12 protein-coding genes are annotated in these 15,823 nt (G+C 52.0%); 4 read left to right on the top strand and 8 right to left on the bottom strand.

Annotation, left to right across the window (positions count from 1 at the left end):
* Positions 1-59 precede the first annotated feature (59 nt).
* The 6 genes from add to glnA all read right to left on the bottom strand — a co-directional run bounded on the left by add (position 60) and on the right by glnA (position 8,480).
* Positions 60-1,061 carry an adenosine deaminase gene (add, locus tag BZG84_RS08805; protein ID WP_077481538.1) on the bottom strand — a complete coding sequence of 334 codons (1,002 nt, stop codon included), beginning with the start codon at positions 1,059-1,061 and terminating at the stop codon, positions 60-62.
* An 85-nt stretch (positions 1,062-1,146) separates the two neighbouring features.
* Positions 1,147-3,690 (bottom strand): bifunctional diguanylate cyclase/phosphodiesterase, encoded by a 2,544-nt coding sequence (locus BZG84_RS08800; RefSeq protein WP_158074968.1) that lies wholly within the window; start codon positions 3,688-3,690, stop codon positions 1,147-1,149.
* Positions 3,691-3,810: 120 nt separating this feature from the next.
* Positions 3,811-5,220, bottom strand: coding sequence for a nitrogen regulation protein NR(I) (gene glnG, locus BZG84_RS08795; RefSeq protein ID WP_077481532.1), 1,410 nt, complete (start codon positions 5,218-5,220; stop codon positions 3,811-3,813).
* Positions 5,213-6,277 carry a nitrogen regulation protein NR(II) gene (gene glnL, locus BZG84_RS08790; RefSeq protein ID WP_077678141.1) on the bottom strand — a complete coding sequence of 355 codons (1,065 nt, stop codon included), beginning with the start codon at positions 6,275-6,277 and terminating at the stop codon, positions 5,213-5,215. The genes glnG and glnL overlap by 8 nt, the downstream gene beginning before the upstream one ends.
* A gap of 124 nt (positions 6,278-6,401) precedes the next feature.
* Positions 6,402-6,959, bottom strand: a complete 558-nt coding sequence (locus BZG84_RS08785; protein WP_077480058.1) for a DUF4124 domain-containing protein — start codon at positions 6,957-6,959, stop codon at positions 6,402-6,404.
* A gap of 111 nt (positions 6,960-7,070) precedes the next feature.
* Entirely contained in the window at positions 7,071-8,480 is a 1,410-nt protein-coding gene (gene glnA, locus BZG84_RS08780) for a glutamate--ammonia ligase (RefSeq protein ID WP_069591248.1), read from the bottom strand.
* A gap of 516 nt (positions 8,481-8,996) precedes the next feature.
* Here glnA and typA point away from each other — a divergent pair.
* A complete protein-coding gene (gene typA, locus BZG84_RS08775) occupies positions 8,997-10,823 on the top strand; it encodes a translational GTPase TypA (RefSeq protein ID WP_077455753.1) in 1,827 nt (608 codons plus the stop codon).
* A 58-nt stretch (positions 10,824-10,881) separates the two neighbouring features.
* Here typA and BZG84_RS08770 read toward each other — a convergent pair whose 3' ends face one another.
* Positions 10,882-11,517 carry a DUF2959 domain-containing protein gene (locus tag BZG84_RS08770; protein WP_077480055.1) on the bottom strand — a complete coding sequence of 212 codons (636 nt, stop codon included), beginning with the start codon at positions 11,515-11,517 and terminating at the stop codon, positions 10,882-10,884.
* Positions 11,518-11,587: 70 nt separating this feature from the next.
* On the opposite strand from BZG84_RS08770, the gene BZG84_RS08765 reads away from it, so the two are divergent.
* From BZG84_RS08765 to BZG84_RS08755, 3 genes are read left to right on the top strand one after another with little or no spacing between them, the layout of a single operon-like run.
* Complete coding sequence (locus BZG84_RS08765; protein WP_077480054.1) at positions 11,588-12,541, top strand: virulence factor BrkB family protein; 954 nt, start codon at positions 11,588-11,590, stop codon at positions 12,539-12,541.
* Positions 12,513-12,947 (top strand): D-aminoacyl-tRNA deacylase, encoded by a 435-nt coding sequence (gene dtd, locus BZG84_RS08760; RefSeq protein ID WP_069591243.1) that lies wholly within the window; start codon positions 12,513-12,515, stop codon positions 12,945-12,947. Before BZG84_RS08765 ends, dtd begins: the two co-directional genes overlap by 29 nt.
* 24 nt (positions 12,948-12,971) lie before the next feature.
* A complete protein-coding gene (locus BZG84_RS08755; RefSeq protein ID WP_077480053.1) occupies positions 12,972-13,916 on the top strand; it encodes a bifunctional GNAT family N-acetyltransferase/hotdog fold thioesterase in 945 nt (314 codons plus the stop codon).
* A gap of 4 nt (positions 13,917-13,920) precedes the next feature.
* On the opposite strand, the gene BZG84_RS08750 is transcribed toward BZG84_RS08755, so the two are convergent.
* Positions 13,921-15,771, bottom strand: a complete 1,851-nt coding sequence (locus BZG84_RS08750; RefSeq protein ID WP_077678140.1) for an AsmA family protein — start codon at positions 15,769-15,771, stop codon at positions 13,921-13,923.
* Positions 15,772-15,823: the final 52 nt, after the last annotated feature.

Genomic DNA, 15,823 nt, shown 5'->3' with positions numbered 1-15,823 from the left:
CAAAAAACCGCCAAACGGCGGTTTTTTTCTTGGCGCCTGGTTGGCGCTTGGTTCGCGAATTAGCGGGCCGCGGCTTTAGCGGTCAGTGCTGCTTTCTCACTGTCAGACAAGAAAGCAATGGTCAGGCCATTTTCTTGCAGTGTGTGGATTTGCGCAGTAGTTAAGCCCGCAGCTGGGGCAGCCACTTCGTATTCATACGGGAGTTCAATGCCTTCGACGGCGGGATCGTCGGTATTTAACGAAGCAAGAATACCGTGATCGAGGAACTGACGTACCGGGTGCTGAGACAAATCCGCCACCGTACTGGTTTGAATGTTCGACGTTAGGCAGCTTTCAATCCCGATACGGTTTTCGGCTAAGTAGTCCATCAGTTTTGGATCCTCAATCGCTTTAACCCCGTGCCCGATTCGGGTCGCGCCGAGTTCATTAATGGCTTGCCACATGCTGGCCGCACCCGCGGCTTCACCCGCGTGTACGGTCACTTGCAGATCGCTGGCACGGACTTTGGCAAAGTGTTGGGTAAATTGATCGCCAGGTTGGCCCAGCTCATCACCGGCCAGATCGATGGCGACCAATTGATGTTTCTGGGTCAGCAATGCATCTAGCTCAGCCATACAAGCTTGAGGGCCAAAAGTGCGGCTCATGATGCCAATCAGGTTGGTTTTTACGCCAAAGTCACGGCTACCGGCTTGCACGCCATCGACCACGGCTTCCACCACGCCTTCGAGAGGCAGTTGATGTTTCATCGCCATGTAGTAAGGCGAAAAGCGTAGTTCCGCATAATCAATGCGTGCGTTTAATGCGTCTTCGACGTTCTCATACGCCACACGGCGCACTGCATCCAAGTCACCCAGCACGGCGACGCCCCAGTCCAGCTTAGACAAAAACGCGACCAGATCCGGCTCGTTTTCAACCACTTGCACATGTGGGCGCAATGACTCGATATCAGTGGCGGGCAGAGGCATCGCGAATTTTTGCCCCAACTCTAAAATGGTCTCGATACGGATGTTGCCGTCCAGATGGCGGTGTAAGTCCGTCAAGGGTAGGTTTTTTCTTATCATCATCGGTTCCCAGCAGGTGAGTTGGCGCTCAGTATAGCGATTGACCATCACATCGTCAGTAGCCAGTATGCCGATGACGTGACAACTATCGCGTGGGGAGCTTATCCGTTACCCGTTCTGTTGGCAGTTCGGCCAAAGGAAGCGGCTTGGCAAACAAGAACCCTTGGGCGTAGTGGCAGCCAATTTCACGCAGTCGAATCGCTTCTTCTTGGGTTTCAATCCCTTCGGCAACCAGATGGACGTCCATGCCACGGGTCATGGCTACTACGGCTTCAATGATGCGCTGGTTGGTCACATTTTCAGTCATCGAATGCACAAAGCTGCGATCGATTTTTAAACTATCAAAGGCCATCTGGTGAAGGTATGCCAGTGAAGAATAGCCGGTCCCAAAGTCGTCAATGGCTATTTTGATGCCCAGTGCACGGATTTTAGTTAGCCCTGATGTTGCCAGTTGCTCGTGGCTCATCAATTGAGATTCGGTGATCTCTAAGGTGAGGTTATCGGCGGGCAAGCGGGTACGTGACAGGACATCTTGCAACTTATCGATAAAATCAGCGGATAAAAGCTGGCGGGCGGATAAGTTTACGTGCAGCTGAAAATCCGCTGCCCACACGCCTTTTTCGATTTGGGCAACGGTATCGTACGCAGCCTGTTCGAGCACTTGCATACCAATTTGATTGATTAAACCGCTTTGTTCGGCCACCGGAATAAACTCGGCGGGCGATACCATACCCCGACTGGGACTTTCCCAACGGACAAGTGCTTCGGCGCCACAGAAACGGCCATCGACAAGACGCACAAGAGGTTGATAGTAAACTACAAACTCATGGTGCTGCACGGCATGATGAAGCTCGAGAAGCAAGCGCGACTGCTCTTGGACACGCGCTTGCATACTGGCCTCAAAGAAAACATAGGCATCGGTTTCACTGCGTTTTGCCTCACTCAGTGCCAATCCTGCGTGTTGCAAGCCTTCGTAAATGGCATCGCCAAAGGTGTGGCCAAAGACTACCCCAGCACATGCATCGACCAAGACCTCATCGTTACCGATTTTGACCGGACGCTTAAACAGGCTGAGTAATTGATTCACCAAGGCTTCTGACTGAGTGCGGTTGGTGGTGTTGGGAGCCAGTACTGCAAACTCATCACCGCGAATTCGTGACACCAACATTCCAGTGCCATCCGCGAGATCGGTTAAGCGCTGAGCAATGGTGCATAGCAGTTGGTCGCCGCCGTCTTGGCCAAGGCTGTCGTTGATGTTGCGAAACCCGTTGATGCCGAGGATCACTAAGGTGTTGGGCGTGTGATAGCGGATGGTGTTGGCTTGTTCTAATAAGCCTTCTCGGGTGTACAAACGGGTTAAGTTGTCTTGACGGACCTGTAGACGTAATGCATTGAACGAGTCCTGCACTTTGTCGGACATGTTGTTAAAGGCATCTTTAAGAATGGCGATTTCTCGCAAACTGGCAGAGGTATTGATCCGATACGTCAGGTTCCCTGAAGCAAGCTTGGCGGCAGCTTCCGCGGTATCGCGCAAAGGGCGGGTGAGTTGGCGAATAATCAAATACACCACCATTAACCCAACTAGCGCCATGGTTATCACGAGGTAGACACTGATCTTTTGTTGGTTGAGTAAGCTCTCCAGCAGTAATTGATCGGGCAAGGCCACCACCACATACCAGTCGTGTTGGAAAGGTGCTGCCATGTCTACCTTCTTGATTATGCCGTAAAAATTGCCCTTGTCGGCAATCTTAAAATAAAAAGGTTGCCCCAATTGCGAGGGCGCAGGGGGCCAGTCATCGGAGATATTTCTGATGGTATTGTTGAGCACCGAGTTATTGGGGACGCCTGGAAAATGAAGAATATTGGTCGGACTGTCTTGGCCGCTATGTGCCAGCATGCGCCCTTCACTATCGACAATAAATAAGGCACCGCCCAGCTTTTGCTGACGCTCACTTAAAAACTGATTGAAAGCAGTTAGTTTGATGTCGCTGGCAACCACGCCCCATACTTTGTCGTTTATTTGAATGGGGGCAATGGCAGAAAGCGAGACTTCTCCCACTTCATCAGCATCGCGATAAATATCGGTCCAGCGAGGCTGCTCACGGTTAAAGGCAGGAATATACCAAGGACGCACACGGGGGTCGTAATCCCCATCTTGATAAATCACATTGGATAAAGGCGTACGCCCATCGAAGATGCGTAAGGCGCGGTTGGTCTCATCACTGCGCTCCATGAGGATGTATTGGCCACTGGTGCTTTTGCGGTAGCCGTAATAGTCGCCGCGGGCATCGACACCAATACTCAACACCTGCATATGAGGCATAGCTTGAAAAAGGGAGGTATAGCTGTTGAGCAAGTAATTGCGAATGTCTTGTGGGGTGGGGTTGCGATCTTCCGCCCACGCCGCCACGCTGTCAGCGACAAAGACATTGGCGTAAAACGGATTTTCGAGGTATTGGCGTAAGTCGTGCTCAACCCCCTGAGAGTAGTCGGTAAGCAATAACTTACCAACGAAACGCGAACTGGACTGGTAATGATTGTTGATTGTAAAAACGATCACAATCAGTGTCAGCGTGAGTACGAGAAACACGGGTAACATGACAGCTGCTCGAATCGAAAGGGGACGCATGTTTCTCATTAGTACAACAACTTAACTCTTCTTAAGAACCCAACACAATTGGCGGATTGTACCCCAATCACTGTTATTAAATTTAGCAGAGGTTCAAAGTGTTTGAGTTTTAATAATGAGTCATGACTCAATATTAAGCTCTTTTAGCTTGCGGGTGAGTGTATTTCGTCCCCATCCGAGTATTTTCGCTGCATCCTGCTTGTGGCCATGGGTGTGTGCCAATGCTGACTCCAACAATATGCGCTCAACACTCGGTAGTGCCTGTTGCAAAATGCCGTGTTGGCCACTGGCAATCGCATGTTCTGCCCATTGCGCCAATGCGTGCTGCCAGTCTTGCTCTTCGTTCTCAGCGAGGCGGATGGGCTGGTGAAGCAGCTCACGAGGTAAGTCGCTGGGTAAGACCTCATTGCTACTGGCCATGACGGTTAACCACCGGCAGGTATTTTCTAGCTGACGTACATTTCCCGGCCAAGGTAGTTGGCTCATGATGGCCTTGGTATCTGGATGGAGCTGTTTGGCTTCGACGCCGAGCTCTTCCGCAGCGCGGGCGAGAAAATACTGACACAACTGAGGAATATCTTGGCGTCGGTCTTTAAGAGACGGTAAATGGACGCGAATGACATTCAGGCGGTGGAATAAGTCTTCTCGAAATGCGCCTTCCGCCACTAAGCGCTCTAAATCTTGGTGGGTGGCGGCGATGATCCGCACATCCACATCCACGGCGGCGTGACCACCGACGCGATAGAATTGTCCATCCGCCAGCACACGGAGCAAACGTGTTTGCACATCCAGTGGCATATCGCCAATTTCATCGAGGAATAACGTGCCGCCATTGGCTTGCTCAAACCGTCCTTGGCGCACCGAGTTTGCACCGGTAAAGGCGCCTTTTTCGTGGCCGAACAATTCAGACTCAATCAAATCTTTAGGAATCGCGGCCATGTTGAGTGCGATAAAAGCATGGTCAGCGCGGGGGCTATGGCGGTGCAATGCTTGCGCCACTAACTCTTTCCCTGTGCCAGACTCGCCATTAATCAAGACTGAAATCGATGAACGAGAAAGACGACCTATGGCGCGAAACACTTCTTGCATGGCGGGCGCTTCACCAATGATTTCTGGCATGTCCGCTTGAGAAGGCTGGGTGGTTTGCTGCTTTTGCTGTTCTTTGCGATGTGCCAGTGCACGCTCGACTAAAGCTAGGGCTTCATCAATATCAAACGGCTTGGGCAGATACTCGAATGCGCCCTTTTTGTAAGCATTCACCGCGGCATCCAAATCTGAGTGTGCGGTCATAATGATCACGGGCAAATCTGGATGCTGCTCATGAACGCGATGGAGAAGGGCGAGCCCATCCGTGCCTGGCATGCGGATATCGGAGACCAACACATCGGGTGTTTGCTCGCGGAGTGCGCTTAACACACTGTCGGCATCACAAAATGTCTGACACGCTAAATTGGCGGCGCTTAAGGTGCGCTCCATGACCCAACGAATGGAACTGTCATCATCAACAATCCAGATGGTTCCTTTACTCATGCGTGGTGTCCTTTTCAATAATCGGTAATTGGATGATAAAGCAGGTGTGCCCTGGCCAGCTATTAACCTCAATCTTTCCTTTATGCTGATCAATGAGGTGGTGGGTAATCGCAAGCCCGAGGCCATTTCCGTTCACTTTGCTGGTGACCATGGGGTAAAACAAGGTGTCTTGCAGCTCGGGGCTGATGCCCGGCCCGTTATCGATAATCTCGATTTGTGCCACGACGCGATGACGCATGCCATGAATCACGGTTTGAAACCCTGTGCGTGTACGCAAGGTAATTTGTCCATCGGCTTGCTCGCGCACCGCGTCGGCAGCATTGGCCACCACGTTGAGAATCGCTTGCTCGAGTTGTTCGGGATCCATGTCAAAATCCGGCAAGCTAGGGTCGTAGTCGCGAATGATGTTGACCGCGCCCTGCGTGTCGAGATTGACTAACTGACGGACCTTTTCCAGCACCACATGAATATTTTGCTTTTGTCGCAGCCCCGGACGCTGTGGGCCCAGTAGCCGGTCGACGAGGTTACGAAGCCGGTCCGCTTGCTCAATGATGATTTGGGTGTATTCGGCCAAACTGGCATCGGGCAACATTTTTTCCAACAGTTGTGCCGCACCACGTAAGCCACCGAGCGGGTTTTTTATTTCGTGCGCTAACCCTCGGACTAACTCTTTGGCCGCCTGTTGCTGTGCTTTTTGGGCGAGCTCTTTACTGATCCGTTGCTGCTGGCTGACCACATTGACTTCGAGCAGGATTTTCCCGCCGTTTGGATCATCAAATAGTGGACTCGCGCTAAGCTGGACTTTTTGTGGTTGGCCGTCGACCACCCAAGTCACATCACTGTCGGTCAAGCTCTGTCCGGCTTGTGTGGTACTGACGATATGTGACCAATCCACACTGGCATGTTGAAGCTGTTCTGTGAGCGGTTGGTTAACTAAACGGCGGACACTTTGGTGCATCAGCTGCTCAGCGGCTGCATTGGCGTACAAAATGCGCCATTGTGTGTCGACCACGACAATGGCCGTTAGCAGATGATCGAACAGTTGCCCTGGCATCATGTGCGGCTGAATCCTTGTTTGCACTACAATGGTGCATTGAGTGTAATCAAACTCTGTACACCGTGCAGCCCCCGTCAGTGGCTTTGTGAACTCAACCGGTTGTCATCAGGCGATAACCGCGTCGCTAGTGCGTCTGACGCGACGGTTGATTGAGATGTGCTCGGTGCAAAAAGAAACGATGAACGGGAGATGATGCAATAACCTTGCCGTTTTCAATGTATTGAACTTGCACCGTGTGAGTGCCCCGATCGACCGGCTCGATATGCCAATGCAACGTTCGCTGATCTTGCTGTGTGGTTTGCTGGGGAGAAAGCGCTACCTTTGCACCATCGAGGAGCAATATCACCGACTCTGTGGATGCATGGGCGGGGCGGACTGATGCCGAGACTGTGAGCTTACCGGGATTGCTGCGCAAGGTCGCACCTTCTACAGGGTGAGTGAGTGAGAGCGCCACCGCGACGTCCGGCTCGGTTGAGGAGGCGGCAGGCGTCAGGTTTGATGAAGGCGAGACAGGCGGCGTGGATGGCGTAAAGGATGTCACCGTATGCTCAGTGACCGACATCTCGCCAACCGGCCGCGTATCACTGAGATGCAAAACCCCCTTCGCATCAGTCCATTGATAGACGCTGGTGGCTGCACAAGGCAGTGTGATAAGCAACCAAGTTACGAGAAACCATTTCATGTTTGTTGTGCCTCGTCACTGTAAAACATTGAGTGTAAAACGGCAGTAGGCGGGCTCAAGCATAAAAAAGCCCACCTGCGAGGTGGGCCGTAATTTCTGTTGGTGGGCGCTTTACACTGAGTAGTAAAGTTCGAACTCAACAGGGTGCGTGGTCATTTGGATACGCTCCACGTCACCGGCTTTTAGGCCAATGTAAGAGTCGATGAAGTCATCCGAGAACACGCCACCGGCCGTCAAGAATTCACGATCGGCGTCAAGGGCTTGCAAGGCTTCTTTCAAAGACTCGGCAACGGTTGGAATTTCTGCCGCTTCCTCTGCGGGTAAGTCGTACAAGTCTTTATCCATCGCATCGCCTGGATGGATCTTGTTTTTAATCCCGTCAAGACCAGCCATCAGCATCGCAGCAAAGCACAGGTATGGGTTCGCAGATGGATCGCCAAAGCGGACTTCGATACGACGTGCTTTCGGGCTCGGCACCACCGGAATACGGATGGACGCAGAACGGTTACGCGCGGAGTAAGCCAGCATGACAGGCGCTTCAAAACCAGGAACCAGACGCTTGTACGAGTTGGTCGAAGCGTTGGCAAAGGCGTTGATGGCACGCGCATGCTTGATGATACCGCCAATGTAATAAAGGGCGGTTTCGGATAGGCCACCGTACTTGTCACCGGCAAACAGGTTTTGACCGTCTTTCGCGAGTGATTGGTGTACGTGCATGCCCGAGCCGTTATCACCAACCAGTGGCTTTGGCATAAAGGTCGCGGTTTTACCAAAGGCGTGGGCGACGTTATGCACGACATACTTGTAGATCTGAATTTCGTCCGCTTTGGTGGTCAGGGTATTAAAGCGGGTTGCGATCTCGTTTTGTCCTGCAGTTGCCACTTCGTGGTGGTGCGCCTCAACCACGAGGCCCATTTCTTCCATCACTAATGACATGGCAGAGCGGATATCTTGTGATGAATCCACAGGGGCAACTGGGAAGTAGCCGCCTTTTACGCCTGGACGGTGGCCTTTGTTACCGCCTTCCAACGCCGAGCCTGAGTTCCAGCTCGCTTCGACATCATCAATTTTATAGAAAGAGCCGGCCATATCGGTGGCGAATTTCACGTCATCGAACAAGAAAAACTCTGGCTCAGGACCGATCAGGACAGTATCAGCAATGCCAGTTGCGCGCATGTAGTCTTCGGCGCGCTTCGCAATCGAGCGAGGGTCACGCTCGTAGCCTTGCATGGTTGAGGGCTCGAGAATATCACAGCGAATGTTGAGCGTGCTTTCTTCGGTAAATGGGTCCAGCACGGCTGAGCTTGGGTCAGGCATCATGATCATGTCTGATTCGTTGATGCCTTTCCAACCGGCGACGGATGAGCCATCAAACATTTTGCCTTCTTCGAAAAAGTCAGCATCGATTTGGTGTGAAGGAATAGAGACATGCTGCTCTTTACCCTTGGTATCGGTAAAGCGCAGATCGATGAATTTCACCTCGTTCTCTTGGATCAATGCGAGCACGTTTTCTACTGACATGTGAAATAACCTCCGGTGTCAAAATAAAAGGGTAAGCTGGGTTTGCTCCTTGCACAGTACAAAGCGAAAACTGTGCCAACAATTTTAAACGAGCTAATTGCCCCATTGACGGGCAACGCGACGAGTAATGGGCACCGAAACACTGTCTGTATGCACCATTATTGTGCATCAATGCATTACTATGGTGCAAATAACTTGGCAGTGGTGTTGGATTCGCACGACAGCCGTGCAGCCCTCGAAGTTATAGCAGACAAATGGCGGTGAGAGTGTGGTTTGCCTTTAAAAATTCATCTTGGTCTTTTTCTCACTGAGCCTTTGTATTTGCTTAATAATTCACCAGTGTGAACACAAGAGTCCGTCATTGTCTTTGCGCTGATTCACATATTTAGGTGGGTTTTGCGACAAAATCTGGTACATTACGGCCGTTTTTTTAATCAGGTGGCGGCACCGTCGTGGTAGGTGTGTTTAACCCAAGGTTCGGCGCGCGCCCCCGTCTATCGAGTGAAAAGAGAGTCCATGACCAACTTACAGACTGATAAATTGAGAAATATCGCCATTATTGCCCACGTTGACCACGGTAAAACCACGCTAGTGGATAAGCTACTGCAGCAGTCCGGCACGCTAGCAACCCGCGGTGAAGTGGAAGAGCGTGTCATGGACTCGAACGACATTGAGAAAGAGCGTGGCATCACCATTTTGGCGAAAAACACCGCCATTAACTGGAATGATTACCGCATCAACATCGTCGATACTCCAGGACACGCCGACTTCGGTGGTGAAGTAGAGCGTATCATGTCGATGGTTGACTCTGTGCTGCTAGTGGTTGATGCGGTTGACGGCCCAATGCCACAAACGCGTTTTGTCACCCAAAAGGCGTTTGCTCACGGTCTGAAGCCAATTTTGGTTATCAACAAAATTGACCGCCCTGGTGCGCGTCCTGACTGGGTGATGGATCAGGTATTCGATCTGTTTGACACCTTGGGTGCGACCGACGAGCAGCTAGATTTCCAAGTGGTTTACGCATCCGCACTAAACGGTTGGGCGAGCCTAGACGAAGCCACCGAAGGCGAGAACATGGAACCGCTGTTCAATGCGATCGTTGATAACGTTGCAGCGCCGGATGTTGACATCAACAGCCCATTCCAAATGCAAGTCTCTCAGCTGGACTATAACTCTTACAAAGGCGTTATCGGTGTTGGTCGTATTACTCGCGGCTCGGTGAAGCCTAACCAACAGGTGACCATTGTTAGCGCCGACGGTAGCAAGCGTAACGGTAAAGTAGGTGGCGTACTGGGCTACTTGGGCCTTGAGCGTAACGACGTTGAGCAAGCGACAGCGGGCGACATCATTGCTATCACCGGTCTTGGCGAGCTGAAAATTTCAGATACCATCTGCGATCCAAGCAATGCAGAAGCGCTGCCAGCGTTGACCGTCGATGAGCCAACGGTGACCATGACCTTCCAAGTGAACACCTCGCCATTTGCGGGTCTGGAAGGTAAATACGTTACGTCGCGTAACATTCTTGAGCGTTTGCAAAAAGAATTGGTACACAACGTTGCACTGCGCGTTGAAGAAACGGATAACCCAGATAAGTTCCGCGTATCTGGTCGTGGTGAGCTGCACCTATCTATCCTGATCGAAAACATGCGTCGTGAAGGCTACGAGCTTGCGGTATCACGTCCAGAAGTGATCATCAAAGAAGAAGATGGTCAAAAACTGGAACCGTTTGAAACCGTGACCATTGACGTACTGGAAGAGCACCAAGGCGGCGTGATGGAGAACATCGGTCTGCGTAAAGGTGAATTAACCAATATGTTGCCAGACGGCAAAGGCCGTGTCCGTATGGACTTTATGATGCCGTCTCGTGGCCTGATTGGCTTCCAGACTGAGTTTTTGACCCTGACCTCGGGCTCTGGCTTGATTTATCACACGTTTGACCACTACGGCCCATTTAAAGGCGGTGATATCGGTCAACGTGTTAACGGTGTACTGATTTCTAACGCGGCGGGTAAAGCACTGACTTATGCTCTGTTTAACTTGCAAGAGCGTGGCCGTCTGTTTGCTGAGCACGGTGATGAAGTGTACGAAGGTCAAATCATCGGTATTCACAACCGTTCTAACGATCTGACAGTTAACTGCTTGAAAGGTAAGCAGCTGACCAACGTGCGTGCGTCTGGTACCGATGATGCACAGGTACTGACACCTGCCATCAAGTTTACCCTTGAGCAAGCGCTTGAGTTTATCGATGACGATGAGCTGGTGGAAGTGACACCAGAAAGCATCCGTATTCGTAAGAAGTTACTGACTGAAACTGAGCGTAAGCGTGCAGGCCGTAAAGGCTAAATCGTGAATGCGAAGCGTCAAAAAGGCACCCTCGGGTGCCTTTTTTTGTGCCTATGGATTAATTAAGGGTTTGAATAAACCGATCGGATGCTTGAATGGCACGCTGCATATCGGCAATAGCGCGATCGATATCGCCGGCGAGATTTTTGAATTCGCCTTGGAGTGCACCGATGGCGCGTGCATTCAGATTGTGTTTCAGATATAAGCGGTTATCTTGCAGCGTATTTAGCACGGGTGTCATGGTGCGTTCGGCGCGTTGCATGGCATCATACAAGCGCTGATACTCGGCTTGTGTGGCTCGCAAACGCTGGGCACTCTCGCGTTTGAGGCGTGGATTGGTGTATAGCGCCAGCTCCTCGTCCCACTCGGAAAATAAGGCCTGCGCCACAGCGTCCAAGGCATCAATGCGGTCACGCACCTGAGTCACTGCTGCTTCGCTTTTTTGATAGTGCTTATTGACCGTATCATAAGCCGCTTGTAACTCGCCGCCATCAAACTGCGTCAATGCGGTCAATGCTTCAAGCGCGTCGTTAAACTGGGTTTGTGCCTCTTGCTGCGCACTGGCGGCATCTTCAACACGATCGACCATGATATCGCGCTTATGAACGCCGACTTGCTCCATCGCGGCGTAATAGGCAGACTGACAGCCGGTTAGCAGGGTTAAACTGGTCAAAAATAGTAGCACGGCCCGCACAGGCAACTCCTTGGTTATAAATCATGTACACTGAATAAGCGTAAGGCTAACACAAGGTTAGGAACAAGGTATGCTCGATAATCCGCTGCGTGACATGCCCTCGTGGCAATGCTCACGTGACTGGCTACAGGCCATGGTTCGTCATTTGTGGCAACGAATGGGAGAAGATAGGCTCACTGTGAGTGCCGGCTATATGGCTTATGTCACCTTGTTGTCCTTGGTCCCGCTTGTCACTGTGGTGCTGTCTGCGTTCTCGAGTTTTCCCGGCTTTTCGCAAGTGGGCGAAACACTGCAGCAATTTGTGATCAATAATTTCGTCCCAGCGGCGGGCGAAATCGTCGCGCATTACCTCAATGAGTTTGTCGCCAATGCGGGCAAGATGACCGCGGTGGGGGTCAGCTTTTTGTTCGTGGTCGCCATTATGCTCATTTCTGCCATTGATAAAAGTTTGAACCACACCTTTAAGATTAAGACCAAGCGACCAATGATGATCGCCTTTTCAATTTACTGGATGGTGCTGACACTGGGCCCTATCTTGATTGGTACCAGTATTGCTTTGAGCTCGTATTTGACGTCGCTATCGCTCTTACAAAGCGGTGTCGCCAGTGATTTATTTACTACATTGCTGCGTGGATTACCCTTTGTATTAACCACGCTCACGTTTATGGGGCTGTATACGCTGGTGCCGAATACCCGAGTGCGATTACGCCATGCGTTAGTGGGCGCGGCAGCTGCCAGCATTTTGTTTGAATTGAGCAAAAAAGTGTTCGCGTTGTACGTCACGCACTTTCCTTCCTATCAGCTGATATACGGTGCACTGGCCGTGGTGCCGATTTTATTTGTTTGGGTGTATTTTAGTTGGTGCATCGTGTTGTTTGGTGCGCAAGTGACAGCCACCTTGCATGAGTCAGCACTGTGGCGTCCCCAAGGGGATGCGGCGCCGCGAGACAAACCTGTCCCTGCTGTGATTGAAAATGAAGACAATAAGGAGCGTTATGATCGCCTTAATTCAACGCGTGAGTGAAGCGAACGTCACGGTTGAGGGCAATACCCTCGGTACCATCGGCAAAGGGCTGGTGGTGCTATTAGGCGTAGAAAAAGGAGATACCGATGCGCAGGCTGCCAAACTGGCGCACAAAGTCACTGGCTATCGGGTATTTGAAGACGATGCCGGCAAAATGAACCTCAATGTTGCTCAGGCTGGAGGCGAGCTGCTGGTGGTTTCGCAGTTCACCCTTGCAGCGGATACTAAAAAAGGGATGCGGCCGAGCTTTTCAGGCGCGGCGCCGGAAGAGGCGGCGCGTTTGTACGATTTGTTTTGTGATCACTGTCGCCAAGCGGGGCTTCAGACCCAAACTGGGCAGTTCGCCGCAGACATGAAAGTGAGTTTGGTCAATGATGGACCGGTCACATTTTGGCTTCAGGTTTAACCAGCCTAACAGGGAGAGACAGGCATGTTCCGAATGGTGACGCCACAAACAGAGCAAGATCTGGCGCGTTATTACGATTTTCGTTATCGCATGCTACGCGAGCCTTGGCATGCCCCGCGTGGCTCTGAGCGCGACGCATATGACGTGAGTGCCTGCCATCGAATGATTGTCGATGGCAATGGCGAGCCTGTAGCGATTGGCCGGTTGTATCTGACCCCAGATAACGACGGTCAAATCCGTTATATGGCGGTTTCACCGGACTATCGCAGCCGAGGTCTGGGCGCGTTGGTGCTGATGGCGTTAGAGTCCTTAGCGCGCCAAGAAGGGGCCAAGCGCTTAGTCTGTAATGCGCGTGAGGACGCGGTCAGTTTTTACGCCAAGCATGAATTCATTAGCCAAGGTGAGTTGAGTGATGAGCGTGGCCCTATCCGACACCAACAAATGGTGAAGCATTTAGACCCACTGTCGGATGTGGTGCGTCGACCTGAATGGTGCGCTGAACTGCAAAGGCGTTGGCAGCACCAGATCCCCATTAGTGACAAAATGGGGGTCAAAATCAATCAATTTACCGGTTATCGCTTCGAAGTGTGCGCTAACCTCAATGCCAACTTAAACCCGCATCACACCATGTTTGCAGGCAGCATTTTCAGTCTTGCCACGCTCGCTGGTTGGGGCATGGTGTGGTTGCTGATGAAAGAGCGCCAGTTGAGTGCTGATATTGTGCTCGCAGACAGCCATATTCGCTATCGTCGTCCGGTGGCAGAGCGTCCCCGCGCCAGCGTGTCTTTAGACAGTTTAAGCGGCGATCTAGACCGACTCGAAAACGGGCGTCGAGCGCGGGTGACGCTAGAAGTGGCGTTTTTCAGTGGTGACGAACAGGCTGGGGTGTTCACGGGCACTTATGTTTTACTGCCATCGGATGATGCGGCAACCACGCAACCGGCCCCGCAACTGGCTCTGCTGCGTTAGCGCTTTATTCGCCGACGTTAGGCTCTGTCGCTTGATAAATCGGCCAGCGAAGTGACAGGGTTTGCTCGCCGCTGAGCGTGGCGCGAATGTCACCGCGATCGGCATTGAGCGTCAGCGATGCAAAGGGTAGCGGAACTAAGCGGCTTTCCTCAGGCGGAACAGTCTCCCCTTTCAACCAGTGTGCAAGCCGAATAGACCATGGCTCGTCCACAGATGGGTCTGTTTGCGCCGCTGCGCTGTCGAGGAAAGTCACGGCTAATTGACCGTTCAACCCCACCTTAAAGCTGTGTGCGTCTCCTGCCAATCCTGACCATTGCCCCTCAATATCGTGAAAGCCATCTAGCGGCAATGGCCACTCAAACCAAGCATGGTAAATGGACAAGGGAATTTGCAAACCGTCAACGGCCAGCGACCAAGGTCGGCTTGGTGCGGCGAGATTGATCTGTCCAGATAGCGCCAGTTGGCCATCGGGAAACCCCAGTAAAAATTGGTGTAGCTGAAGCTTGCGATCATGAGCCTCAAGACGCAGGTAGGGCTCTGCGAGCCACTGCTGGTTAATACTTGCATGGTTGGCGCTGGCTGTGATGAGACCATTGACCAGCTCGCCGTCGCGGATCTCAAGAGACTGGCCATCCACATCAATACCACTGATTTTGGTGGCAAAGTCAGGGGATAAGTTGAGCCACTCGTTATGCTTTAACTGTAAACTGGTGATGCTCAGTTGGGTCGGTATACCGGGTAACAGGGCTAGAATGGGAGCAAGTTCTTGGCGAGAGAGGGTTAAACCGTTGGCTTGGAAACGGTCTATTTGCCAATTGTTCTGGGCGAATTGGCCAGACACAGCAAAAAAGCCTTCCTGCAATTGGCTGGTGAGCTGATTGACGATCACTGTGTTATCTCGCCACTCGATATCGCCCAGCGGTTGTTCCCAAGTTTGGCCTTGCCAGCGTAGATAATCGGCGTTGAATGACAATCGCATCGCCGGTTGATACCACCAAGGCGTGTCGGGTGCGAAACGAAGATTTTGTGCCGAGAAGGTTAACTGGTTCACCGACAGGGGATGCGTTTCTGCGCTGAGTTGTCTTACGTCGGCGCGGGCGACGGTTAACACGGTATCATGAGGCCAAGCCGCGAGTGCTTGCGCGAGCGTCTGGCGGGTTTGCTCGCTATCAATCACCGCATCGCTGATGGTGAGTTGCTCGAGCGCGAGGGTACCGGGTTGCCAATGGCCCTGCGCACTGATTGCAGCGCGTTGCCACTGCATCGAGGCGCCTAGAATGTTCCACCCTTGGTCGCTCGGTTTCGCATCCAGTAGTAACTGGGTTAAGGCGATACCTTGTCCGTTAAGCGAGCCTATTTCCCATTGTGCTCGTCCTTTCACTGTGCCATAGGCTTGGGCGCCTTTTTGCCAATTATCGAGTTGTGCACGGACATTGGTGGCTTGCCAGTGCCCCGTGTGTAGGGTGACATCACTTAGTAGCACTCGACCAATAGTCAGCCCTTGAGGTAATTCCTGAAATGGGTTGGCGTCCAGCGCATCAAGGTCAATATCCATACCATCAATGCGTAGCCAAGCAATGTGTGGAAAGGTGGCGGGGTCTATATAAAGTTGTAGTTTGTCCGCATGCCAATCGGTTTGGGAGGCTTGATAATCCGGTTGAATCAATGTCAGTTGCAGCGGTGAGCGCCAGTGATACCCCACTTGTGCCGCGGTGAGTTTACCGGGTAACAGAGTCTGGGAGACGGTATTAAAGACAGGTGTGCTGTATCGGGTATGCAAAAGCACCACAACCACGAAAAGCGCGGTGACAATCAGGATGATCAAGCTGGCAATCAGTTTGGCCAGGATGCGCATGGGCAAATCCTATCGGAGCGAGAAACGGTGACGATGAATGGATTAAGACTGG

It is taken from the genome of Salinivibrio sp. PR932 (genome assembly GCF_001996125.1).
Classification (GTDB): Bacteria; Pseudomonadota; Gammaproteobacteria; order Enterobacterales; family Vibrionaceae; genus Salinivibrio; species Salinivibrio proteolyticus.
The sequence above is the reverse complement of the archived record's forward strand: the minus strand, read 5'-3'. Positions and strand labels throughout refer to the sequence as shown.

Coding starts and splice junctions, on each gene's coding strand:
- typA (WP_077455753.1), top strand. CDS start 8,997: ATGACCAACTTACAGACTGATAAATTGAGAAATATCGCCATTATTGCC.
- glnA (WP_069591248.1), bottom strand. CDS start 8,480: ATGTCAGTAGAAAACGTGCTCGCATTGATCCAAGAGAACGAGGTGAAA.
- glnG (WP_077481532.1), bottom strand. CDS start 5,220: ATGAGTAAAGGAACCATCTGGATTGTTGATGATGACAGTTCCATTCGT.
- BZG84_RS08765 (WP_077480054.1), top strand. CDS start 11,588: ATGCTCGATAATCCGCTGCGTGACATGCCCTCGTGGCAATGCTCACGT.
- glnL (WP_077678141.1), bottom strand. CDS start 6,277: ATGATGCCAGGGCAACTGTTCGATCATCTGCTAACGGCCATTGTCGTG.
- BZG84_RS08800 (WP_158074968.1), bottom strand. CDS start 3,690: ATGCGTCCCCTTTCGATTCGAGCAGCTGTCATGTTACCCGTGTTTCTC.
- dtd (WP_069591243.1), top strand. CDS start 12,513: ATGATCGCCTTAATTCAACGCGTGAGTGAAGCGAACGTCACGGTTGAG.
- BZG84_RS08750 (WP_077678140.1), bottom strand. CDS start 15,771: ATGCGCATCCTGGCCAAACTGATTGCCAGCTTGATCATCCTGATTGTC.
- BZG84_RS08785 (WP_077480058.1), bottom strand. CDS start 6,959: ATGAAATGGTTTCTCGTAACTTGGTTGCTTATCACACTGCCTTGTGCA.
- add (WP_077481538.1), bottom strand. CDS start 1,061: ATGATAAGAAAAAACCTACCCTTGACGGACTTACACCGCCATCTGGAC.
- BZG84_RS08755 (WP_077480053.1), top strand. CDS start 12,972: ATGTTCCGAATGGTGACGCCACAAACAGAGCAAGATCTGGCGCGTTAT.